The sequence below is a fragment of the Mesorhizobium sp. EU05-FHT14A09 genome (assembly GCF_058790995.1).
Window position 1 is genome coordinate 40,318 of record NZ_JBYTDF010000013.1, and the last position, 24,780, is coordinate 65,097.

The following is a 24,780-nucleotide window of genomic DNA, read 5'->3' on the forward strand; positions in this document are numbered from 1 at the left end:
GTCGCCCACCCACCTTTTGGGGAGATAGCGCAAGCTTGTCCGTGCCGGCGCCGTGAGGAGCGCCGCCTTAGAACTTGACGCTCAGATCCGCCCGCACGCCGTGGTCGCTGGCCTTGGAGCCGACCTGGCCGTGATAGGCGATGCCGAGCGTGGCTTGCGGCGTGATGGCAAAGTCGAGCCCGGCTTCGATGACGGCTGCGTCTCGGGCGATCGGCGCACCCGCGATCGTAAAGATACTGGAGCCGGTGAAGGCCTGGCTCACTGCCGGCGTGACATCGCCATAACCATGCCGCCAGCCGAGCATGCCGCGAACTGTGGCCTTGGTTGAACCGAGATCGAAATCGGTCGCGGCACGGACGCCGAGTGTGGTGAAGGTGTTGTCGTTGGAGCCGCTATAAACGGTCAGCGCCGATACGCCGCCCGTCTCGGTGAAGCCATTGGTGTGCACATTGACGTAGGCCAGATTGGCAAAGGGCTCGAAGGCGAAGCCGCCGGCCTTGATGCCGTAGCCGAGTTCGCCGAAGAGCTGCGTGGTGCCGGCGCGGTGTTCGCCGGTCAAGTTATCGCTGAAGCCGGGGAATGACACCTGCCGGCTCGTATCGATCTGGCTCCAGGTGTAGGCGAGACCCGAGCGGAAGGAGAGTGCTCCCAACTGCGTGCCGCCATAGAAGCCGAGATGATAGTTGTCGGTCGAGGCGGAAGAACGCCTGTCATCGACCTTCAGCGAGGAATGGCTGTAACCGGCGAGGAAGCCGAGGCGGACATCGTCGGTGACAAGACCATCGATGCCGGTGACGAAGCCGCCGGTCGAGCGCAACATCTTGGCGGCGTTGCCGTCGCCACCGAAATGTCCCCATGAGCCGAACACCGAACCCCAGGCGCCATAGCGCTCGGAAGCGACAGAAGCCGTGGTAATTTCCCTGGCATCCTTGCCATAGTTCATCAACGGTAGCGGCTCGGCACCGACGGTCTCGAACGCCGAACGCAGGCGATCGTTGATGGCGTCGCGCGTGAAGCGGCTGTCTTCGATCAGGCCGGTCACCGTCGAGGCATGGACCTCGCCCGACAGGCCGTCGAAGGCAGCGCGGGCTTCGTCTGCGGAAAGCACCAGCAGTGTGTTGTAGAGCGCCAATGGCGCACCGCTCTGCTGCAGCGTATCTAGCGCACCGGCCGTCTGCGTGCGGTTGAAGGTGTCGGCGACCGTGGCGAACAACGGCTTCTTGCCCGGCTCTTCGGGCTTGCCTGGTTCTTCCGGTTTTCCGGGCTCCTCCGGCTTTGTGTTCTTGACGGCGATCTTCAGGTCGACCGCATTCGCAGTCTGCAACAATGTCGCATCGAGGAAGGCCGAGCGTGACAGCACAGCCGGATCGAAGCTGCCGGTCACCCCGCCGGCCGCGGTCAAGATCGTATAGGTCTGGCCGGACTGATAGCTGGTCTGGGCATCCAGCGCCGTCACTTCCACCTTCGTGCCGCCAAGCGTTGCCGTGCCGGTGGCAGCAATGCGATCGCTTGTGCCGTTGCCGGCGATTTCGACCTCATAGGTCGAGCCTGTTGCCAGGGTCACGTCTCCCGCCACGTTCAGCGTGCCGATCGAGTTGCCGGGCGCCAGCGTGCTGTCCTTCGCGAAGGTGACGGCGCCAATGGTGCCGTTGCCCTGCAGGCGGCCGCCGGCCAGAACGTCCACTGTGCCACCAAGCGGGCCGTTGACCGACAGCGTGCCGGAACCGACTGTCGTCTTTCCGGTGAAGCCCGAATTGTCGCCGGTCAGCGTCAGCCTGCCGGTGCCGGTCTTGGTCAGCGATCCGCCGGTGCCGCCGTAACCGACATTGGCAAAGTTGTCGGCGATCTGGCCCGAGATGACGTCGTCCTTGTTGAGGGCTCCGAGCGTCAGCTGCGTCACACCGAGCTGGATGCGACCGCCGCCGCTCAGCGAGCCGATGCTGATCGCCTTGTCATTGGCGGTGACCGTGCCGGTATCGCTGAGATCAAGGATGGCGTCGGTACCGTTGACGATGGTTGCCCCCGCAGCGACCGGATTTATCGTCTTGAACGTGTTGAGAAATTGCAGATAGCCGTCATTGTTGATCGTGGCGCTGCCGAGATCACCGCCGACCTGGAGGTTGGGCATGAAAAGAGGGCCGGTGAAACTGCCGCCCGGAACAAGCGTTATCGTCTGCGATCCCAATGCGGCCGTATAGTAGAGCTTGACCTTGCCGCCGGGATTGACGACCAGCTCGTTCTCGAAGTTGCCGGTGAGGGTCAGTTCGAGCCTGCCGCCGCTGGCGACGGTGACCTTGCCGGTTCCCAAGGTGCCATCATCCAGATAGAGGCGTCCACCCACAATCGTCGTGCCGCCTCTGTAGCTGTTGTTGCCGGTCAGCGTCAGATAGCCGGCGCCGGTCTTGATGAGCGCGCCGTCACCGGAGATCACGTTGCCGATCGTGGTGTTGCTGTCGGTCCTCAAAGTGCCGCCGCCGCTGCCAATCGTGATGTCGCGGGTTAGCGACATGATTGCCGTGGTCTGCAGCGTGCCGCCATCCAGGGTCAGCTTCCCCGACGACGCACCAAGCGCGCCATCGTTGGAGATCGACAGGGTGCCGCCCTTGATCGTCCACGGGGTGACGGCGGAAGTCGTGCCGGTCAGCGTCCATGTGCTGGTGCCGGTCTTCTGGAACGCCGTGAAGTTTCGGTACTGCACGCCGATCCTTGTCAGGTCGAACGTGCCGTTCATGCTGCCACCGAGCGCCAGCATGTCCGAGCCGCCGGCGACGGCGACGACACCGCCGGTGATGGACGCGTTGGCCTGCAAGGTCAGGCTGTTGACGCCACCAGTGAACATGATCGCATTGGCACGGGTCACGTTGTCGCCGCCGAGGCCGCCGGAGATCGAACCGCCGCTGTTCAGGAACACGTTGACGCCGGAACCGCTGAGACCCACACCGCCTGCGCTTGGCAGCATCAGCATGTTTGTTCCTGCGACTCCTCCTTTGCCACCGGAAACGGCGGCATTGATGGCGATCGATCCGCCGGCGGAAAGGATCACGCCGGCACCGCCGCCGCCGCCATCGCCGCCACGCCCCCCATCCCTGGTCGAGACGCCGCCGGCCCCACCCGCGCCGCCGGTAACGTTGGCGTCGATGACGATGTCGGTTGCCGTGCCGGAGAACACGATGCCGTCGCCGCCACCACCGCCGCCACCGCCGCCGCCTTGATCGTTGAGAGATTGCTGGACGGAATTGCCGCCGCCGCCGCCGGCGCCACCGGTCACCGTCTTGCCGATGGTCACACGATTGGATGTCGACTGAAACAGCAGGCCGATGCCGCCGCCACCACCGCCGCCGCCATTGCCCGAATTCGCCGCGCTCGAAGTGCCGCCATCCCCGCCGGCACCGCCAAGGGTCGATCCGGCAAGCGCTGCCGGTGTTGCGTTCGGGCCGGTGACGACCGCACCAAAGCCGCCGGCGCCGCCGCCGCCGCCATCGCCAGAGAGACCACCGAGCGCCGAACCGCCGTCGCCGCCACTGCCACCTGTTGCCGTCCCGCCAGGGAGTATGGTGGCAACGGAGCCATGCTCTCCGCCGGCCCCACCGCCGGCGCCGCCTTGACCGTTCGAGTTGGCGCCTGCCTCGCCAGCCGTTATGCCGCCCGCGCCGCCGCCACCCGCGCCGCCTGCGCCGAATGTCTGTCCAGCCCCGCCGCCCCCGCCGCCGCTCACCAGACTTGCGATGCCTGCGGTCCCGCTGCCAGTTGCCGCCGATGCGCCGCCGCTGCCGCTGAGAGCGCCGCCGCCCCGGCCACCACCGCCGGGCAGGCCGCCATTGCCGCCGCTTCCTTGGAAACCTGGGACCCCAATGGTGCTGCCGATACCGCCCTGTCCGCCGGCCTGCGCCGCAGGCGGCACCAGGGCCATCAGCGCCGCAACCGAAACGCCAGCATACCACGCCCCGGCGCATCGCGGTCCGCTACCGCCGCGCTTCCCGCCCTGCATCATCAATCGTTCCCCAAGTCGCCTGCGCGCCGCTTTTTTTCGCCGCCGAGGGTGCGGGCATGGCGGCGGACCAGCGCCGCCATGCCTTACGCGAGCCCCCCAACGGGCCTGTCCGCCCACGCCCCCGCAGGAGGCCAGGCCGAACAGGCCCGGTTTCGGCCGGCATTTCGCGCGCGTCAATCACTTCACGGACCAGCGGACATCTGGTACGGACGAACGGAAAGAGGCGCCAACATTGCATTGCCCATGATGCGGTTTTGCCACAGGCATGCCGTAGTCGGCCGATGGAGGGGATCGTGTCCAGGCAAAAGCGCTACCGAAGCCGTTCCATCAGGGATATCTCCGGCGATATCGTGCTCGACTGCGTCGGCCTCGCCGCCGTCAGCCTCATCGCGCTGCCGGGCGACGCGGCGATCTCGCAGGTGCTCGCCGATCTCGGCGGCAAGCTGCACGCCGACCGTGCCTGGATGTTCGAATACGATGCCGATCTCACCCGCTTCCGCAACACCCACGAGTGGTGCGCACGCGGCATCCATTCGCATGTCGAGGACCTTCAGGACGCGCCGGTGACGATGATCGGCTGGCTGCAGCGCTCGCTGCTCGCCGGCAAGGCGGTGATGATCGATGACGTCTCGGCGCTGCCCGCGGCCGCGGCCGTGCTGCGCCGCGAAATGCTGCGCCAGCTCGACAGGAGCGTTCTTAGCGTCCCGGTGTTTCATGATGGCAGGCTGCGCGCCTGCATCGGCTTCGACACGGTGCGGGAACAGCGCGTGTGGACCGACAGCGAGGCCGCGATCCTGGCGGTGTGCGGCCGCATGATCGCCGAGGCTCGTTACGGCGCGCGGGAAGTTCGTCTTCAGGCGCGGCACGGCAGCGCTCCGCTTGTCTATATCGGCCATGGCGGCATGATCAGGGGCGTCACCTTCGGCCAGGTCGTCGGCATCCGCTCGCAGCGCAATGACACCATGGTGTGGCTCGACGACGGCTCTGTCATCGTCGACAGGCGCACGCTGGCCGCATGGCGCGACCTGTTACCGCCGGCGCGGTTTCCATCCATCCACCGCACCGCGATCGTCAACTTGAACCACATCGCCGGCCTCGACAAACATGGCGGCGCCGGCTTCCACTGGCAAGTCCGGCTGCGTGTCGTCGAGGAAGACTGGCCCGTCTCGCGCCAGCACCGCAACAACCTCGTGGAACGTCTTGGCTGGTAGGGGCGAGAGCGCCAACGCCGGAAGTGGTCAGCCGCTGTAGCCCATCACTCCTTGCACCGATCTCATGTGGGAATGCTTCTGGCGCGGGTGTCGCGCCGGCCTTCATCGCCTTGCCGTTCACGGGGAGAAGACGGCAGCAGGCGGATGAGGAGCGGCATAGACGATCGGCATTTACGATTATCCCGCTGAGCGGGAAAGTCGTTGCACAAAAGCGCGGCTACACTCTTTTGACCTCCCGAATATCCTCATCACAACGGTCGAACCGGGTGAGGAGAAGTCATGAACACCAGCCATGTCGTCGAGCTTCGGGAGCAGGGTTACGCGGTCATTCGCGGCTTCCTCAGCAAGGATGAGGTCGCGCAACTGCGCCGCGAAAGCGAAAGGGTCTACGCGGAGGGCCTGAAACATCACGCCACCTACCGCGACAGGAACCTCTATTTCGAAGTGATCAGCGATCCGGGCAACCAGAAGCGGACCGTGCCGCAGGCGCACTGGTTCTCCTGGATCAATCCGGCTTTCGAAGCGTATCGCCGCAGCCAGAAAGTGTTCGACCTGCTGGCGCCCTTGCTTGGGCCGGACATCAAGCAGATCGCCAACCAGCTGCACTGGAAGGCGCCGGGCGGCAAATACACCTATTACCGCATGCACCAGGATGTGCGTTTCCGCTCGCGGCCGGAACTGTTTGCCAATCTGGATCGCTATTCCCTCAACACCGGCCTCGCGCTCAACCGCCAGGATGCCTCGAACGGCGCGCTCAAGGTTGTGCCCGGCCATCACAAGCGCGGTTATCTCGGCCTCTCCGAGGACGGCGGCATCATGGTCGGCAATGTCGAGCAGGGCTCGGAGCTCAAGGCTGTCGGCGTCGACCCGTCTGAGGTTGTCCAGCTTGAGATGGAGCCCGGTGACCTGGCGCTGTGGACGCTCTACACCATCCATGGTTCGGGCCCGAACGTTTCCAACGAGCCACGTATCCTGCTGATCGACAATTATGTCCGGGCCGAAGACTCGCCGGAACGCGGCGAATGGGCCTTCCGCGATGGTCGTTCGGTGCCGCTCGGCGCCGAGCCCGAGATCTGCAAATACGAACAGCTGCGCGAAAATCCCGGCCCGTTTTATGTCGACGAACAATGGACGGATGAAGCCAGAGCATGATCCCGAAAAGTTGCAGACTTTTCGGACCAAGATCATGCGCAAAAAAGAACGCCGACGGTAAGCACAAGATGGCGGGTTGAACCGCCACACGGGGGCCTGGCGCCGGCTGCCGTTGGTCGGCCGGCGCCAGTCTTTTCAATCGAGATCGGGAGAGAGCTCACGCATGAGGAAATCCACGAACACCCGCACCTTCGTCGCCACATAGGTCCGGTGCGGATAGAGCGCATAGATAGGGCTGGACGCCGGCCGGAAGTCTTCGAGCAAGGCTTCGAGCCGGCCGTCCCGTATCGCCTCGGCCACCAGCAGGCTGGGCAGGTTGCCGATGCCGAAACCGCCGATCGTCATCTGGTAGGCGGCCTCCACGCTGTTGGTGGAAACGCGCCCCTTCACCGGCGTGGAGAATGCGCCGTCCGGCCCCTGGAACGGCCAGCTTCCCAGTCGCTTGGCGAAATTCGACAGCACGCAGGAATGGTTAGCCAGCTCGCGCGGGTGCAATGGGCGGCCGTGACGCTCCAGATAGGCCGGCGTCGCACAGACATAGTTGCGCACAGTGCCCAGTTGCCGGGCGACGATCTCGGCATCGCTCTGGCGCTCGAAGCGGATCGCCACGTCATAGCCCTCTTCGACAAGGCCGACGACATAACGCGAGGTCAGGTTGAACTCGATCGAGACCAGCGGGTTCTGCTCGAGGAAGCGCGGGATCAGCCGCGTGATGCGCGTATAGGCAAGCACGTTGGAACACGAGACGCGCAGCAGGCCGCGCGTGCCGCGATCGAGCCTGCGGGTGGAATCCTGCAATTCCTCGACCTCGTCCAGCAGGGTGCGCACGCGTTCGGCATAGTCGCGCCCGGCCTCTGTCGGGCTGAGCCGGCGGGTGGTGCGGTTGAGCAACCGCACGCCGAGTTCGTCCTCCAGTTCCTTGATCACGCGGCTCACTGCCGTGGTCGACATGTTGAGCTCGCGCGCCGCCGCCGACAGGCTGCCGAACAGGCAGACCCGGTCATACACCTTCATGGCCGCAAACAGGTTCAACCGCCCCTCCCATTGTCCGCGATCGCATCTGCTCGCCGGATCGATATGCCGGAGCGCCCGCATGTGCGGCGCTCCACTTCCCATTACCCGTCACCATGAAGCAAAAAGATCATCAGAGGGAGAGACTGAATGACACGCAAGCTGCATCCTGCGATCGAAGGATACGCCAGCCAGGCCCGCGGCGGGCATATGAGCCGGCGCGAATTCCTGGCCACGGCGAGCGCCCTTGGCGCGGCGACCGCGACGGCCTATGGGCTGCTCGGCCTGACGGCGCCTGCCGCGGCTGTGGCCGCGGAACCGCGCAAGGGTGGCATCGTGCGGGTTTCCATGCAGGTCATGGCGCTCGACGATCCGCGCCTGTTCAGCGTCTCGCAGATGGGCAACATAGCCATGCAGTTCATCGAGCCGCTGGTGCGCTGGAAGCCGGATTTCACCTTCAGGCCGATGCTCCTTGAGAGCTGGGATGTCAGCGAGGATGCCACCGAATACACGCTGCATGTCCGCCGCGGCGTGAAGTGGTCAAACGGCGATGATTTCGATGCGCGCGACGTCGTCTTCAACATCACGCGCTGGTGCGAGAAGGCGGTTCCCGGCAATTCGATGGCCGGCCGCATGACCTCCTTGATCGACGCTGAAACCAAGAAGGCGCGGCAGGGTTCGATCGAGATGCGCGATGCGCACACTGTCGTGCTGAAGCTCTCCAGGCCCGACATCACCATCATCCCGGCGATGACCGATTATCCGGCCCTCATCGTCCATCGCGATTTCGACGTCGCGAAAAAGACGCTGGCCAAGGATCCCGTCGGCACCGGCCCGTTCGCGCTCACCGCGCATGATGTCGGCATGCGCGCCTCGGTGCGCAAACGGCCAGACGGCTCCTGGTGGGGTGGCGACGTCCATCTCGATGGCATCGACTGGACGGACTACGGCACCGAGACCGCGCCGACGATCGCCGCCATGGAATCCGGCGAGATCGATCTGACCGCGCAGACCCAGTCCTACGATGTGAAGCCGCTCGATGCGATGGGCAAGAAGAAGTCGGAGATCATCACGGCGGCCACCGTGGTGCTGCGCGCCAATGTCAACGCCAAGCCTTATGACGACAAGCGCGTGCGCAATGCCATCCAGCTTGCCATCGACAACGATGCCATCCTGAAGCTAGGCATCGACGGCCTGGGCGAGGTGGCGCAGAACCACCATGTCGGTCCGATGCATCCGGAATACGCGCCGTTGCCGCCGATCGCGCGCGACGTCACCAAAGCCAAGGCGCTGCTGGCGGAAGCCGGCCAGCTCGACCATGAGTTCGAGATCATCTCGGTCGAGGCCGACTACCGCAAGGAGAGCGCCGACGCGGCCGCCCAGCAGATGCGCGAGGCCGGCTTCAAGGTGAAGCGCACCGTGATGCCGGAAACCGCCTTCTGGAACGACTGGACCAAGCACCCGCTCGCGACCACCAACTGGAATGCCCGTCCCCTCGGCATCCAGACTTATACGCTCGCCTATCAGACTGGCTCCGCCTGGAACGAGACGGGCTTTTCGGATCCGGCGTTCGACGCCAACATCCAGAAGGCCAATTCGATCGCCGATGCCGAAACGCGGCGCGCCGTCATGAAGGAGCTGCAGCAGACGTTGCAATCCTCCGGCATCATCGTGCAGCCATACTGGCGTAAGCTGTTCTGCCACATGAACCCGAAGCTGATGGGCTACCAGATGCACCAGGCCTACGAGCAGGATTTCACGACGGCCTGGTTCGAAGCCTGAGCGCCGCCGCCTATGCGCGTCGAACGCCGGAAAACATCGCGAACAGTTCCGACTGGCTGTTGATGCCCAGCTTCTCGTAGAGATTGCGCCGGTGCACTTTCGCGGTCTCGGGTGAAATCCCGAGATGGGCGGCGGTGCCCTTCGCGCTCTGCCCGGAAAGCAGCAGGAGTGCCGTCTGAACTTCCCGCTCCGTCAGGTGTGGTTCCCCGCGCTCCCGCAGCTTGCTTTCGATGCTGACAGGGTTCCAGCCATCGCCGGACACACCGACCTCGCCGATGGTGTTTTTCGTCGCCAGGCTGAGCAGCGGCAGCACCCACGCGCTGATCAAGGCGAGCAGTCCGTATTCCTGGGATGAGAACCGGTGCCTCGAGCCGACGGAAAGAGAAAAGACACAGCGGCTGCTGCCGATGTCCCGGTAGGGAGTGAGAAGCTGCATCTCGTCCTCAACGACATTGTGCCGGAAATACTCGCGGAAATAGGCCGATTCCCGAAATCGCGGATAGGTGATCTCATCGAGGCTGTGAACGCCGGGAGAGAATTGTTTCAGCGAGAATTTGTAGAACGGGTCGTCGAGATAGTGGCTCTGCAGGTAGCTGACGAAGAGCTTGTCCTCGATGCTGTCCTTGTCGCCTTCGTGGACCAGAATGGGCGGCATGTCGTTTCGGAATATCAGCACGACCCATGAGTCGAACCTGATGTGATTGCGCAGGAATGCGGCAAAGGCCGGCCAGAAGTCCTCGCTTTCCAATTGTTCGATCAGGCGGCCAAGCCGCCGATGAAATGCCAGATCCTCCTCTGCCAGGCGCAAGCGGCCTACCCTCCATTAGGTATGACAAACCAAGCCGGCTACCACGTCCGGGTTATAGTGTCCGGCGCATGACCTGTCATTCTGGGCCGCACCAGGTGTCATTTCCCGGCAGGCTATATGACCCCGGCCTCCGTTGGAACAACCGAAGTTGGGAAGGAAATGAACGGCATGCCGGACCATACTGCCATCCGTGTCGCATCGGGCGAACGAAGACGGGCGCGCGCGCTGGGGCTGCCTTTGCAGGGCAAGACAGGTCCCCTGAATGCAATCACCGATGTTGCCGGTATCAGCGTCGGCATGACCACGCTGATCGAAGGCGAAGGCGATCATGCCGTGCGCACCGGCGTCACCGCCATCCTGCCGCGGCCGCGGCAGCACCTGCTGCACCCGTGCTGGGCCGGCACCTTCGCGATGAACGGCAACGGCGAGTTGACGGGCTCTCACTGGATCAGGGAAGCCGGCTGGTTTCATGGACCCGTCCTGATCACCAACACCTGTTCGCTCGGCATGGCCCATCATGGGGCGGCGCGCTGGATGGTTCGCCAATTCCCCGGGAAGATCGGCGAGGACCAATGGCCGCTACCGGTCGTTGGCGAAACCTATGATGGCTGGCTCAACGACATCGGCGGCTTCCACGTCACCGAGCAGCATGTGCTGGACGCCATCGATGGTGCCGCCAGCGGGCCGGTTGCCGAAGGCAATGTCGGCGGCGGTACCGGCATGATCTGCTACGAATTCAAAGGTGGAACGGGAACATCGTCGCGTATCGTCGAGACGCGGGCCGGGACGTTCACTCTCGGCGTGCTGGTCCAGGCCAATCACGGGCTGCGCCCCTGGCTGGAGGTCTGTGGTGTGCCGGTCGGCGCGGCCATGGCTGAAGGTGGCGCTTCCGAGACAGAACGAGGCTCGATCATCGTTGTCCTGGCGACGGATGCGCCGTTGCTTCCAACGCAGCTGAACCGCATTGCCAAACGCATCGGCATCGGCATGGGCCGGGCCGGCACGCCTTCCGGCAACGGTTCGGGCGACATCTATCTGGCGTTCTCGACGGCCAACGATCCCGGCGAGACGCCGATGGCGCCCGAGATCGCCATGCGCGCGCTTGGCGACGACGAGATGGACGCCTTTTTCCTCGCCACGGTCTCCTGTGTCGACGAGGCGATCCTCAACGCCCTGTGCGCCGCCGAGACGATGACGGGAAGGCGTGGCCGCGTCGTCGAGGCGATCGATGCCGACAGGATGGTCGACCTCGTCGGCCGCCGTTCAATCCTTGATCATCGGGGACAATGAAACGCAGGCAATAACCACCAATGGGAGGAGGAAGAGATGACGGCGAACCCGGCAGCTCTGGGAGTTGGACAACACAAGCAGGAAACGAAATCCCTGCACGGAAATCTCGGCGTCAGCGCCATCGTCTTCATGGTTCTGGCGGCTGCCGCGCCGCTGACCGTCATCGGCGGCAACGTCCCGCTGGCCGTCGGCCTGGGCAACGGTCCCGGCGCACCTGTCGGCTTCCTGATCGCCGCCGCGGTGCTGCTGCTGTTCTCGGTCGGCTTCGTAACGATGACCCCCTATGTCAAGGAAGCCGGCGCATTCTTTTCCTATGCGACCGAGGGATTGGGACATCGTTTCGGCATGGGGGTCGCCGCGGTAGCGCTCGTCGCCTACACGGCCATCCAGGTCGGCATTTACGGCTATTTCGGCTGGGCGGCCAACGACACGATGCGTTTCTACGGTGGCCCGGAAATCCCCTGGCCGGTCTATTCCTTCATCATCCTGGGCTGCGTCGCCTATCTCGGCTACCGGCATATCGATCTCAGCGCTAAGGTGCTGGGTGTCGCGCTTGTCCTGGAAGTCTCCATCGTCGTGCTGCTCGACCTGATCATCTTCGCCACCGGCGGCAAGGAGGGCATCAATTTCACATCCTTTACGGCCGGAGCGGTCGGGTCCGGTTCTCTCGGCATCGCGGTGCTGTTTGCCTTGACCGGATTCATCGGTTTCGAGGCGACCGCGATCTTCCGTGACGAAGCGCGCGATCCCGCACGAACCATTCCGCGTGCGACCTATCTTTCGGTGCTGATCATCGGCGGCTTCTATGCGCTGACCACCTGGGCCCTGGTGCTCGGGGCGGGTGTCGCCGACATCAAGGGCGTGGCGGAGGCCACCCTTGCCGGCAAGGCTAACCTGCTTCTCGACCAGACCCTGGCATCGCTCGGCAAGATCGGTCGCGATCTTGTCAATGTCCTGCTGCTGAGCAGCCTGTTTGCCTGTGTGCTGTCGTTCCACAACGTCATCGCACGCTACCAGCATGCCCTGGCGCGCAAGGGGGCCATGCCGGGCAGGTTGGGGGCCGTTCACGAAAGACATGGCTCGCCAGCCTTTTCGTCCCTGGTTCAGACGGCAACGGCAATCGTCATCGTGGCGATGTTTGCCGTCCTCAGGATCGACCCGCTGGTGGGCGTGTTCGGTTCGATGGCCGGCGTCGCGACCATGGGTATGATCATCCTGATGCTCAGCACATCCGCTTCGGTGCTGGCCTTCTTCAATGCGCGGCCGGAGTTGACCGCGTCGAGGCAGTGGTCGACCCGCATCGCGCCGATACTGGCAATCCTCGGGCTGGCCGGATGTCTTTTTCTGGTCGTCACGAACTTTACGCTCATCACCGGCGGCAGTGTCGCCGTCAGCATCTTCCTGGCGATCATTCCGATCCTAGCGTTCGGGATTGGAACCGTCATCGGGCGCCGCTCAAGCCGGGACGCGGCCTGACGTCCCGGCGGCGAGGCTTGGCGCGTGGCTGCGCGCCAAGCCTGCAACGATCATCGCGGGTCCGGTCTGGCGGAGCAGTCAGACGGCCAGGAATTTGCGCAGATCGGCTTCGCTCATCGGCTTTGCGAAAGCATAGCCCTGGAACGCCTCGCAGCCGAGTTCGCGCAGGATTTCGGCATGATGCATCGTCTCGACGCCTTCGGCGATGATCTCGATCGACAGCGAGCGGCCGATTTCCACGATCGAGCGGACGAGCTGCCAGTATTCCGGCGAAGTCGTGATCTGCAGGATCAGCGGCCTGGCGATCTTGAGCCGGTTCGGCTGAAGTTTCATCAGGCTGAGCAGCGAGGCATAGCCGGTCCCGAAATCGTCGAGCTCGATGGCGATGCCAAGGCTCTTGATCTGTTCCACATGCCCGGCCAGCGTGTCGTCGTCATCGTCGAGAAAGATGGTTTCCAGCAATTCGAAGACGATGGTGCCGCGCGGTATCTTCAGCTTGCGCAGGGAGGGGATCAGGTTGGGATCGCGGAGCCGGCGGGTGGAGACGTTGACCGACGCTCTCGGCACCACCATTCCCGCGGCTCGCCAGCTTTCCATGTGCACCAGCGTCTGCTCCAGCATCTGCCGGTCGATCGTCGCCATGACGTTGAGATCCATGGCGACAGGCAGGAACTGACTCGGCTGCAGCAGCCCCAATGTCGGGTGCTGCCATCGCGCCAGCGCCTCGACGCCGATCACGCGTATGCCCGCGGCATCATATTGCGGCTGGTAATACGGCACGAATTCGTTGCGCTCCAGGCCGAGCAGGATGTCGTTGGCAAGCTGTCTTGTCGCCAGCACCTCCGCCTGCAGCCTGGTGGTGAAGAACTGGCACACATCGCCGGAATGGCTCTTGGCGCGGTTCAGGGCGATATCGGCATCCATCAGCATGTGGTCGGCGTCGCTGTTGGCCTTGAATTCGCTGGCGATGCCGATCGAGGCGCCGATGCGGCAGCTTTGGCCTTCATAGTCGATCGGCCGCGACAACTCGGCGACGATGGCGTTGGCGCGCTCGGCAAGCCGACGGTTCCAGCTGCGCTTGTCCATCCAGTCGCCGACGCAAAGCACGAGAAACTCGTCGCCGGCGGTCCTGGCCGCCACTTCGTTTACCCGAAGCCCTTTCTGCAGGAACCTGGCCGCATGCAGGATCACGGCGTTGCCGGCGGCATAACCCAGCGTTTCGTTGATCTGCTTGATATGACGGAGATCGATGTGGAGAAGGCCGATGCGCCGGCGCTCTTCTGCTGCACTGGCGGCCTGCTTCGCCAGGGCTTCGGTCAGAAATCTCCGATTGGGCAGGCCGGTCAGCGTGTCATGCGTCGCATCCCACCGGATCTTCTCATGCGCATCTTCCAGTTGGGTATTGCGGTGTTGCAGCGTCTTGGCGAAGTCCTTGCGGGTTTCCGCCAGCCAGCCTGAAACCAGCGTCGGCACGACGATCAGGACACCCGCCAGGAGGATCGCGGCGCGCAGCAGCCAAAGGCCGCCAGGGACGCTGTTCCAGCCTTGCATGGGACGGGCGTAGAGTTGCCACGAGCCACCCGGAAACTTCGCTTCCGCCATCACCGGATTGTCGCGCAGGATGTCCGGTTTTCCGTAGAAGAAGGCGCCGTCCCGGCCCGATCCGTCCTGGCCGGTGATCGCGACGTCGATCTCCTTGCTCGGCAGTCCGCTCGATCGATAGAGGTCTTCGGCGTCGATGATCTCGCTGACCAGGCCCCAGAACTGCTGGACATCGTTTTGCCTGGAAAGGAACACCGGATAGCGAGCCATGAAACCGGGGCCGCTTTGCGGCTGCTTCAAGGGGCCGGCCAGGACCGGTGCGCCGGTATCGCGTGCGCGCAGCGCCGCCGACAATCGGGTCGGGTCCTTGCGCAGGTCGAAGCCGACGACCGCCTCCCTCAGTTCTGGCGGATAGACCATGCTGTTGACCATATCGGGCGCCACCGCGATCAGCCGCACCTTGGTCTGTTGCTGCTGCATGAGATAGCCGGCAAAGGCCTGGAACTGGGCATCGTCCATTTGCGGATTGGCCGAGATTGCGGCCACCAGCCCGCCCATCAGGCGCATGTTCGCGCCGATATTGCCTTCCAGCTTGGCCGTGATCGTCTCGAGGTCGCGGGCGACTTCGACGCGATGGCTTTCGTTTTCCAGCCGGAGATATTCACGGTCGGCAAGGATACCCGCGATCGTGGTGACAAGGACGACAACGACTGCTGGCAGATAAGCGGGTCGCCAAAACAATGCCACCCACTCCCTGAGGTCCGCGCCCAAGAATGTCATGTCGATGAAATCTGCTTTCAACCCATGCCGTCACAGCGCAACGGCATCACTTGGCACGCAAAGCAGAAACTACACATTTTGCAGCTGAAATACATGCCCGCCATTACCCCGGAAGAAGCTGTCCGCGAAACGCGGGCAGCCGACATTGAAGTTTCAATTTACGTCTGCTGACACGCCACCGTCGCTCCCCTTTGAGCAGGCCAGGCTGCCGCCGAACGCGTCCCGACGATCGCCACATCGCCTGTCAAAATCGTCGCCCGGTCAGGATGCCGCTGCTCGGCGCAGCGGCGTTGCGACAGTGTGGATCTCGATGTTGCTTTGCTGGATCAGGTCGAGCAGCTTGCCCTCCGGCAGTGCGTCGGTCACCAGCACGTCGACATCGGCGACCGGGCCGAGGCGTACCATGGCGCGCTTGCCGAATTTGCTTGAATCGACCGCCAGGATCGTGCGCTCCGCCTGGACGATCGCCGTGGAGACGGCCGCCACCTCGGCGTGGTCGTCGTCGCACAGGTCGCCATCGTCATCCAGCCCGCTGACCGAGATCACCGCATAGTCGAATTTGAAGCGCTTGATGAACTCGGCGGTGTCTTCGCGGAACACGCCGCCGTCGACGGGGCGGACGAAGCCGCCCGGCACCGCCAGCGCGAAGCTGGAATGCTCGCTGAAGATCATTGCCACCCGCAGGCTGTAGGTGACGATGCGCAGGTCGCGGCGTTTCACCAGCGCGTGGGCGATCGCCTCGCAGGTGGTGCCGGTGTCGATGAACACCGCGGCACCGTCATGGATGAGGGCGGCGACCTGTTCGCCGATACGCGTCTTCTGCTGCGCGTTGTCGACGCGTCTCTGGCGATAGATCACCGGGTCGACGGACATGCCGATGGTGGCGCCGCCATGCAGGCGCCGCACCTGGCCGGTCTCCTCCAGCGCCAGGATGTCGCGCCGCGCTGTCTGCGTCGTCACGCCGAAACGCTCGGTGATTTCTTCGATCGAGATGTAGCGGTGCTGCTCGACATGGCGGGCGATGAAGGCTCTGCGCTCTTCCTTCGTCTTGCCTTCGCCGGCGTCACCGCCGCCCGACATAACCTCACTCACTTGGCCTGGCCCTTCCCGCGGATTTGTCCCGTTTCCTAGATGACCCCTTTTTTCCCTTCGCTCAAGGGGATGCGGGCTTTGCGACGAATCGTGTTGCAAAACTGACATACACGGCGCTTAATAATAAAAAAACAACATCAGATGTTGCTAAAGTGACATTGAAGATCGTGAGGGGAAAGCTGCATGAAAGCCGTTCCAGTCAGATTGCGTGCATCCAAGCGCATGGTTTTCGCCGGCCTGCTGGGCTGCACCGCGATGATCCCGGTTCCGCTGCTGGCGCAGGAGGCGCCGCAGAAGACCTTCTCGCTGAAGGTGCTGGGCTACAACATCTGGAACAAGGGCGTCGGTGGCTACTTCTGGGACCCCGCCGCGAAAGCCCTGCAGCAGCTGAAATTCCGCGACGAGATGAAGGCCCTGATCAACCAGGCGAAGCCGGATGTCGTTGCGTTGCCGGAATTGAACAACAACCGCGGATTGCCTCCGGCCGGCTGGTTGCAGCAGAAGGTGTCGACGTCGGTCATCAACGAAATGCTGGCGACCATGAACCAGGCCAATGCGGGCAAGCTTGGCTATGTGGCTGCGTCCACCAATGCCGGCAGCGACGGCACCGATGGCGACGTGTTTTCCTCGCTGCCCATGCAGGACACCAGGCAGGACAACACCGTCATCCTCAGCCCCACCAACGGCTTCCCGAAGACCTATTTCACGTCGGCCCACCTTAGTTATGCCGACGAGCCGACCGGCCGCATCATGGAGGCCAAGGTCTACAACCAGAATGCAGCCGATCGCATTCTGCCCACCATCCTGGCTGGCGATTTCAACGCCGGTGACGTTTCAGAGCGCGGCCTGGAACGGGCTTCGCAACAGGAACTGATCCTGCGTGGGGCCGCCGGCGGCAACGCCTTCTACCAGAGGCTGGCCCGGCAATATGCCCAGATGGCCGCGGTCGCCGGCAAGACCGGCACGCCGGCCTATGTCGACGCCTACATCAAGGCAGGCAACAAGAACGCCGCGATCACCGGCGGCATCTTCGTCGACGAGACCTATCCCGTCGCGGACAACATCCCGCAGACGATGAACATCCTCAAGCAGGAATACCAGATGATCCAGCGGCCGCAGGATCAGGAGCCTTTCAAGCCGCATGCCAGCGCCAATGACGGCAGCAGCACCTGGACCACGCTCGGCCATGACAACACCAACACCTGGGCGTCCTGGGATCACGTCAAGATCGACCATATCATGGCGTCGCGGCCTTTCGCCAAATGGATGATCACCGATCCCAACGACCCGAGGGTCGGCGTGCTTTACGGCTATGGCGACTTCCAGAATGGCAATTCGACCAGCTCGATGTCCGACCACCAGCCTTATGCGCAGAACCTGATCTGGGTCGGGCCGCAACTCGAAGCCTACCGGAACGGCAACACCGACAAGACACGCCTGGTCTGGGGCAAGGATGTCTACGACTTCGCCACGCGCGGCAGGACATTCTACCTGACGCGCAACAATCTGCGCGCGGACATGTTCCTCGGTCAGCTCTCCGACGCCAACGGCATTCCCTTCTACGCCTCGCCGACCGCCTCGTTGCGCTCGGACCAGGATCTCGGTGTTCTGCTTGCCTATGCCGTCTATGATCGTAGCGGCGTCGATCAGGCCGGCAGCCGCGCCACGCTGCTCAACTACGTCAAGCCGGACCAACTGGCGCTTTACAACGACTATCTCACCAAGCTCAGCACGAGCGGCACCAGCAATTTCTACCGCACGGTGATCCAGGCCTATTTTGACGCGCATCGCGACGAATTCCCGGGCATCAGCGGCATCGGCAGCATGTCCTGGGAGCAGTGGGGCGACATCCTGATCAAGACGGTCAAGACCGGTGGCCTGACATTCTCCAACGAAGGCGTGCGTGTCGCCGGTGCCTTGCAGGAACTGTCCACGGCGCTCGGTCTCGGCGATCCGGTGATCCGGCAGCAATACGCCACCCGGTACGGCCTGGATTTCGACAGGGATCCCAATGCAGTGCTGAAGATCCCGCTCGATTGCGGTAATGCCGGCATGCTCAGCCTGAAGGGCGCGAAGGCGTCCTGCATCGACAGCCATGACTTCATCGGCGAGACCCTGGTCCGCGACAAGGGCACCGTCATCGTCGACGAGGATGCGGCGCTCGGCAAACCGGACGCCAGGCTGCGTCTCGCCGACGGGCGGCTGCTGGTCAAGGGCACGGCCATGACCAGCCTCGACCGTCAGGTCAGTCTCGAAGGGGCAGGCGGCACCATCCATGTCGCCGAGGCCGCCAACAGTCTGACCGCCCGGCAGAAGATCAGCGGCGACGGCGCGCTGACCAAGGAAGGCAATGGCACGCTCGTTCTCGGCGCCGTCAACGACTACAAGGGCGGCACCACCGTCCAGGCCGGCACGCTCAGGGCAGGCGTATCGGGCGCCTTCGTCGACAGGACGAATTATGCCGTCGCCACCGGCGCGACGCTCGACCTCAATGGTTTCAACCTGACGGCCTCGGCGCTGCAGGGCAACGGCACTGTCGCACTCGGGGCAGCCACGCTGACGCTCGATCTTCCTGGTGCTTCCCGCTTTGGCGGCACGATCGGCGGCAATGGCGGCCTCATCAAATCGGGTGTGGACAAGCAGACGCTGGCCGGCGAGACCAGCTACCGGGGCGACACGAAGATTGTCGGCGGCACGCTGCAATTCGGCGATGGCGCCAACAGTGGTGTCGGGCTCGCCGGCTCCATCCTCGTCAGTGGCGGTGCCGGCCTCGCTTTCGACGCGCCGAAGACCTTCAGCGTCGGCGGCACTGTCGACCTCGGCGATGCCAGCACGCTGTCGATCAAGTCCGCCGGCGGCCAGCCATCGCTGAGGGCAGGCAGCATCAGGCTCGGCAATGGCGTGACCTTCAATCTCAATGGCGTCAGCGATCTGAGCCAGGCCAGCCAGGTGCTGATCGACAGCGCAGCCGTCATCCAGGGTGACTTCGGCACGGTGAATGTCGGCGGCTTCAACGGCGCCGTCGATTACCTCACCTTCAGCACGCGCAGATCGGCCGACGGCAAGCAGTATCTGGTCAGCTACGACCTGAAATGGGCGACCGCCAACAGCCCGACCAGCGGTACCTTCACGCTGAGCGATGCCGCCAACAGCTTTGCCGTTGCAACGGCCCTCTCCGACCAGGCTGGCAATGCCGGCTGGGACGGCAAGTCGCTGACCAAGGCCGGCGCCGGCACGCTGATCCTGTCGGCGGACAACAGCTACAGCGGTGGCACAACCGTGGCCGGCGGCACGCTGCAGATCGGCAATGGCGGCACCACCGGATCGATCGCCGGCAATGTCGCCAACAACGGCACGCTGTCCTTCAACCGCAGCGATGCGCTGACCTTTGGCGGTGTCATCTCGGGCAGCGGCCAGTTGCTGCAGGCTGGCGCCGGTCTGCTCAAGCTCACCGGAGACAGTTCGGGCTTTGCGGGTTCGACGGCGGTCCAGGCCGGAACCCTGTCGGTCGACGGCAAGCTCGGCGGCACGGTCGCCGTCCAGTCCGGCGGCCGCCTGCAGGGAACCGGCACGCTTGGCGGCCTCGGCGTCGGCGGCGGTGGCGCCGCCGCCCCCGGCAATTCCATCGGCACGCTCAATGTCGCCGGCGACGTGTCGTTTGCCGCCGGCTCCACCTACGAGGTCGAAGTGAATGCCGCCGGCGCCTCGGACAGGATCGCGGCCACCGGCAAGGCGACGATCGCTGGCGGCACCGTGCAGGTGCTGGCCGGACGCGGCAATTACGCCTGGCAGACCGACTACACGATCCTGACCGCCGCCGGTGGACGCAGCGGCAGCTTCGACGGCGTGACCTCGAACCTCGCCTTCCTGTCGCCATTGCTCGGCTACGATGCCAACAATGTCTATCTGCGACTGGCGCGCAACGACGTCCGCTTCGCCTCGATCGGAGAAACCGTAAACCAGCGCTCGACCGGTGCCGCTATTGAACCGTTGGGCAGCGGCAACGCCGTCTTCGATGCCATCGTCCAGTCGGATGCATCCGGTGCCCGCGCCGCCTTCGATGGCCTGTCTGGCGAGATCAATGCGTCCACGGTCACCGGCTTGGTCGAGGACAGCCGCCTGACGCGCGATGCCATCAACGATCGCCTGCGTTCGGCTTTCGAGACCGTGGGGGCCAAGCCGCTGCCGCTGATGGGGTATGGCGACGACGCCAGGGACATCACCACGGCGTCGGTCGTGTCCGAACGCTACGGCGCCTGGGGCTCTGCCTTCGGCTCGTGGGGTTCGACCGACAGCGACGGCAATGCCGGCAAATTGTCGCGTTCCACCGGCGGTTTCGTCACCGGCGTCGACGGCTTCGTCACCAATGACTGGCGCCTCGGCTTCCTCGCCGGCTACAGTCATTCGAGCTTCAAGGGTGATGACCGCAGGTCGTCGGCGTCGAGCGACAACTACCATCTTGGCCTCTATGCCGGCACGCAGATGGGCGCGCTGTCGCTGCGCTCAGGGCTCGCCTACAGCTGGAGCGACATCGACTCGAGCCGGCAGGTTTCGCTGCCCAGCCTGACCGACGGCCTGAGCGGCTCCTACCGCGTCGGCACCACGCAGCTGTTCGGTGAGCTGGGTTACGCCATCAAGGCCGGCAATATCGCCTTCGAGCCCTTCGCCAACCTTGCTTATGTCAATGTCCATACCAACGGCTTCACCGAGAAGGGCGGATCGGCGGCGCTCACCGTGCAGGGCGGCTCCAACGACATCACCTTCGCCACGCTGGGCGTGCGCGCTGCGACCGACTTCGACCTCGGTTCAATGAAGGCGACCGCGCGCGGCATGCTCGGCTGGCGGCATGGCTTCGGCGACGTCACGCCGACGGTCGCGCAAGCCTTCGCCGGCTCCAATGCCTTCACGATCGCCGGCGCGCCGATCGCCCGCGACAGCGCCGTCATCGAAGCCGGTCTCGACTTCGCCATCACGCCACAGGCCACGCTTGGCATTTCCTACCAGGGCCAGCTCGGCTCCAAGGCCCGTGACCACGGTGTGCGGGCCGACCTCAGCATCAAGTTCTGAGGAGGCAGCATCCGGAGAGCGCCGCTTTGCGGCGCCTGGCATCAAGTTCCGAGGACTGGAGCATTTCCGCCTTGCGCGGAAACGCTCCAGTACCTGTTCTGCAATTGAGCCTCAGAATTTCGCGCCGACCTGGAGCCGGAATTGCTGTGGGCCGACGCCGCTGCGGCCGTCGATGGTGAAGCCGTAATCGGCGCCGAGTGTCCAGTCCGGGCCGACCCGCATGTCGGCGCCGAGTGTGACCGTCGCATGGTCGCGTGCGCTGCCGGCCGTCGTCAGGAGATAGGACGGGCTGCCGGTCAGGTTGGCATAGGTCAGTGACAGGCTGCTGGCGCTGGCGAAGTCATGTCCGTATTCGAGCCGCAGCTTCGGCGTGAACACGCCCCAGTCGGTCGGCATCGGATAGCCGAGCCGTAGCCCGAGCATGCCGGTGAAGGTGTCGATGGTCTGGTCGCCATAGCGGATCGCAGACCAGGCCGTGCTGTTTTCGCTGAAGGCGTCGAGGCTGCTGCGCGAGGCGCTCATGCGCAGATAGGGCGAGATGAACACGCCGTTGATCGTCGTCTCATAGCCCGTCGTCACCGATGCGAAGATCTGCCGGCCGTCGCGCGATCCGTCGAACAGGGCGCCCGCCGGAGCATCGAACCGCTTCGAGTCGAAACGCAGCCAGCCATAACCGGCGACGCCGTCGAGGAAGACGCCATTCGCGGGATGGTAGCTGCCATAGACCGCGGCACTGTAGGCGAGGCCGTTGCTGCGCGTTCCGTTGTCGCCGATGAAGCTGCGGTCGGAGCCCATGCTGATGCCGAGGCCGGCGGCGAAACGTTCGCTGAAACGGTAGTCCATGCCGGCACTCAGCCCGAACGTCGTAAAGTCGAAATTCTTGCCGTTGTCGGTGAAATCCGTCGATCCGAAATTGACCGATCCGCCGGTCCAGAACGCCAGCGCGCCATCGGCGAAGGGGGAGCAGGTGTCCGGCGTCATGGCGCGCCTGTCTTGCGCATCGTTCGAAGCCCCGATCCGGTCCGCCATTCCCGGAGCCTGCGCCTCCTTTTCCTTGCCCGGGCGGGTGTCGTTCAGGTTCACGCCCCATCGATTGGCGAGACAGCCGCCGCCATGCAGCTGTTCGAGATGGCCGTTGAGATTATCGAGCGCCATCGCGGCGAAGCGCTTCCCCGCCTCCGCTTCGGCATTTGCGAGGCCGGCAATGTCGCTGTCCTTGGTGGGATCGGGCAGGGCGGCGACGCTGAAGGAGATCGTCGCCGGGGCCGAGGTGGCATAGCGGTTGGACAGCGTGTAGGTCGCGACCGCCGTGCCGGAGAAGGTCGGCGATGGGGTGAATTTCAGCTTGTAGCGGCCAGCCGCCACCAGCGAAGCCATCATGGCGCCGCCGGCATCGGCGGTGTCGCCGAAGATGATCGTCGCCGTTCCGGCCGAAGCCGGGGTGAGCGATACCAACCGTGCGTCGGTGAACGGGCCGCCGGTTGCGCCCGTCGTCAGGTCGACGATGGTGTTGGTGCCTGCGACGACCGAGGCGTTGAGGGAAGGCGCCGTGATCGACGGTGCCGCGACCGCAAGCGCATAACTTGCCGTGCCGGTGAAGCCGAGATGGTCGGTGGCCGTCACGGTGATGGTGCTGCTGCCGACTTCGGTCGGCGTTCCGCTGATGGCGCCGCTGGTCGCATCGAAGCTCAGCCCGGCCGGCAGCGTTCCTGTCGTGATCGCATAGCTGTAGGGTCCGGTTCCATTCGTAGCGGTGATCTGGGTGGCATAGGCCGTGTCCACGCTTGCCGGCGGCAGGGCGCCCGCGCCCGGTGTAAAGACCAGCGGCGAGCGTGGCTGCACGGTGACCGTCACTGTCGCCGGCGCGGAGGTGCCGCCCGGGTTCGTCGCCGTGTAGGTGAAACTGTCGGTGCCGCCGAAGAAACCCGGATCCGGCCTATAGGTAGCGACCTCGCCCGCGATGGAAACGGTGCCATGCGCTGGCGCCGTCATGATCGTCACCGTGCTGATGTCGGCGCCGGTGATCGAACCGGACAAGTCGATCGCCACGTCCGTGGCATAGGATGTCGTCGCGGTCTTGTCGGCGGCGACAGGAGCCGCGTGGCCAACGGTAATCGTATAGGGCGCCGAACCGGTGAAACTGTTCCCGTCCGTCGCGGTGATGGTGAAGTTTTCTGTTACCGCCGCCTTTGGCGTGCCGCTCAGCACGCCGCCTGCCGAAAGGCTGAGCCCATCGGGCAGCGACCCCGACGTAATCGTGTAGCTGTAAGGCTGCTTTCCGCCGGTGGCGCTCAGTGTTGTCGAATATTGGGTGCCGACCCGACCGTTGGGCAATGTCGAGGGACTGAGGGTAATGCCAGGCGCCTTGACCTCAAGCTGGAAGCTCTGGGTGGCGGTTTGCGTCGCCTGGTCGGTGACCTCCACCGTGAAACTGAATGGGCCGGCGCTCACCGGCGTACCCGACAGGATTCCTGCGCCATTCAGTGTCATCCCGGTGGGCAAGTTGCCGGATGTTTTTGAAAACCTGTAAGGTGGTGCTCCGCCAATGGCCGTGATGGTCCAGCTGTACGGAACCCCGCCTGTTGCCGATGGAAGGGAAAAAGGTGTGGAAAACGAAACCGCCCCGCCCGGCACCGTGATCGCGAAGGTTTGCTTCACCTCGAGCGCATCGCCGTAGGTGGTGTCGCCGGCTTGCGTCGCGATGATGGTGCAGCTCCCCGGCGCGCGGGTCGACACCTGGCCCATGGGAGTGACTGTGCAGACATTGGGGCTGTTCGACGCGAACGAGATCGGCAGGCCGGAGGTCGAGGAGGCGCTCAGTTGACGCGTTGTTCCGAAGGGCTGGTCGCCCGGATTGTCGAAGGTGATCGTCTGCTTGTCCCGCACTGTCACAGCGGGCGATTGTGCGGAAGCTGGCCCTTCTCCCGCCGAATTGGTTGCGGTCACGACAAAGCGGTAATATGTGCCGAAGGTAAGTCCGCTCACGGTGATGGGGCTGTTCGACCCGCTTGCCGAGATGTTGCCGGGGCTGGCTGTGACGGTATACTTCGTGATCGGCGCTCCGCCATCGTCTGATGGGGCTTGGAACCCCACATCCACAGATGTGCTGCCGACGGCCATGTAGAGTGATGTGATCAACGGCTTGCCAGGCACGACAGCATTTGCGGAGAATGTTTGCTGCGCGGTGTGAGCGGGGTCCAGGCTGGCAGCGCCGGGCCTTGCGGTGGCCGTCAGCATCGGCGCGGTTCCACGATCCTTGGAGTCTGGATTGCTGGCGGGGATCGTCTGCGCGGTCGCGGCAACAGTCAGGGCTCCCGGCGCCAGCATGCAGATCTGCATGGCGATGAAGACAAGCCCCTTCACAAGAGCGTTTCCGTTTTTCACGGAACCGCGGAAGCGCTCCGGTTTTTTACGCAATTGTCGAAGGAAAACCGTTGCCCATTTTTCCCGGAAACGCTCAAGCGCCGGTAGTGTCTTCGAAAAACGCGCCAAGAAATTCCCCAGACGCCCGCGATGCATCCGCGGTGCACTGTGTTGAAAGAAAACGGAGAATCGTGCGCGAGCGCGTTCAGGGTAGG

The 24,780-nt window shown here is 64.2% G+C and carries 12 protein-coding genes; 6 read left to right on the plus strand and 6 right to left on the minus strand.

All coding sequences use genetic code 11. The features are described 5' to 3' along the window. Positions 1–67 precede the first annotated feature (67 nt). Complete coding sequence (locus tag AC3WTO_RS28710; protein WP_492464355.1) at positions 68–3,991, minus strand: autotransporter domain-containing protein; 3,924 nt, start codon at positions 3,989–3,991, stop codon at positions 68–70. A gap of 293 nt (positions 3,992–4,284) precedes the next feature. Here AC3WTO_RS28710 and AC3WTO_RS28715 point away from each other — a divergent pair, with 293 nt between their 5' ends. Continuing rightward, complete coding sequence (locus AC3WTO_RS28715) at positions 4,285–5,202, plus strand: LytTR family transcriptional regulator DNA-binding domain-containing protein (protein WP_492464356.1); 918 nt, start codon at positions 4,285–4,287, stop codon at positions 5,200–5,202. 279 nt (positions 5,203–5,481) lie between these two features. After that, on the plus strand, positions 5,482–6,354 hold the full coding sequence (locus tag AC3WTO_RS28720) for a phytanoyl-CoA dioxygenase family protein (protein ID WP_492464357.1): 873 nt from the start codon (positions 5,482–5,484) through the stop codon (positions 6,352–6,354). Between the two features lie 135 nt (positions 6,355–6,489). Here AC3WTO_RS28720 and AC3WTO_RS28725 read toward each other — a convergent pair whose 3' ends face one another. Further along, positions 6,490–7,386: a LysR family transcriptional regulator gene (locus tag AC3WTO_RS28725; protein ID WP_492464358.1), complete on the minus strand. Its 897-nt coding sequence runs from the start codon at positions 7,384–7,386 to the stop codon at positions 6,490–6,492. A 129-nt stretch (positions 7,387–7,515) separates the two neighbouring features. Between AC3WTO_RS28725 and AC3WTO_RS28730 the strand changes: the two genes are divergently transcribed. Next, the gene (locus tag AC3WTO_RS28730) at positions 7,516–9,147 is read left to right on the plus strand and encodes an ABC transporter substrate-binding protein (protein WP_492464359.1); all 1,632 of its coding nucleotides are present in this window, start codon (positions 7,516–7,518) and stop codon (positions 9,145–9,147) included. A gap of 10 nt (positions 9,148–9,157) precedes the next feature. Here the strand turns inward: AC3WTO_RS28730 and AC3WTO_RS28735 are convergent, their stop codons facing one another. After that, entirely contained in the window at positions 9,158–9,955 is a 798-nt protein-coding gene (locus AC3WTO_RS28735; protein ID WP_492464360.1) for a helix-turn-helix domain-containing protein, read from the minus strand. Between the two features lie 168 nt (positions 9,956–10,123). Here AC3WTO_RS28735 and AC3WTO_RS28740 point away from each other — a divergent pair, with 168 nt between their 5' ends. Together AC3WTO_RS28740 and AC3WTO_RS28745 are read left to right on the plus strand one after the other, a co-directional pair. Continuing rightward, entirely contained in the window at positions 10,124–11,245 is a 1,122-nt protein-coding gene (locus AC3WTO_RS28740; protein ID WP_492464361.1) for a DmpA family aminopeptidase, read from the plus strand. Positions 11,246–11,281: 36 nt separating this feature from the next. Then, entirely contained in the window at positions 11,282–12,721 is a 1,440-nt protein-coding gene (locus AC3WTO_RS28745; protein WP_492464362.1) for an APC family permease, read from the plus strand. Positions 12,722–12,799: 78 nt separating this feature from the next. Here the strand turns inward: AC3WTO_RS28745 and AC3WTO_RS28750 are convergent, their stop codons facing one another. Beyond that, on the minus strand, positions 12,800–15,043 hold the full coding sequence (locus AC3WTO_RS28750; RefSeq protein WP_492464363.1) for a putative bifunctional diguanylate cyclase/phosphodiesterase: 2,244 nt from the start codon (positions 15,041–15,043) through the stop codon (positions 12,800–12,802). A gap of 261 nt (positions 15,044–15,304) precedes the next feature. Then, a complete protein-coding gene (locus AC3WTO_RS28755; protein ID WP_492464432.1) occupies positions 15,305–16,123 on the minus strand; it encodes a DeoR/GlpR family DNA-binding transcription regulator in 819 nt (272 codons plus the stop codon). A 195-nt stretch (positions 16,124–16,318) separates the two neighbouring features. Between AC3WTO_RS28755 and AC3WTO_RS28760 the strand changes: the two genes are divergently transcribed. Beyond that, on the plus strand, positions 16,319–21,202 hold the full coding sequence (locus AC3WTO_RS28760) for an autotransporter domain-containing protein (RefSeq protein WP_492464364.1): 4,884 nt from the start codon (positions 16,319–16,321) through the stop codon (positions 21,200–21,202). Between the two features lie 111 nt (positions 21,203–21,313). Here AC3WTO_RS28760 and AC3WTO_RS28765 read toward each other — a convergent pair whose 3' ends face one another. Continuing rightward, positions 21,314–24,565 carry an autotransporter domain-containing protein gene (locus tag AC3WTO_RS28765; protein WP_492558465.1) on the minus strand — a complete coding sequence of 1,084 codons (3,252 nt, stop codon included), beginning with the start codon at positions 24,563–24,565 and terminating at the stop codon, positions 21,314–21,316. Positions 24,566–24,780 lie beyond the last annotated feature (215 nt).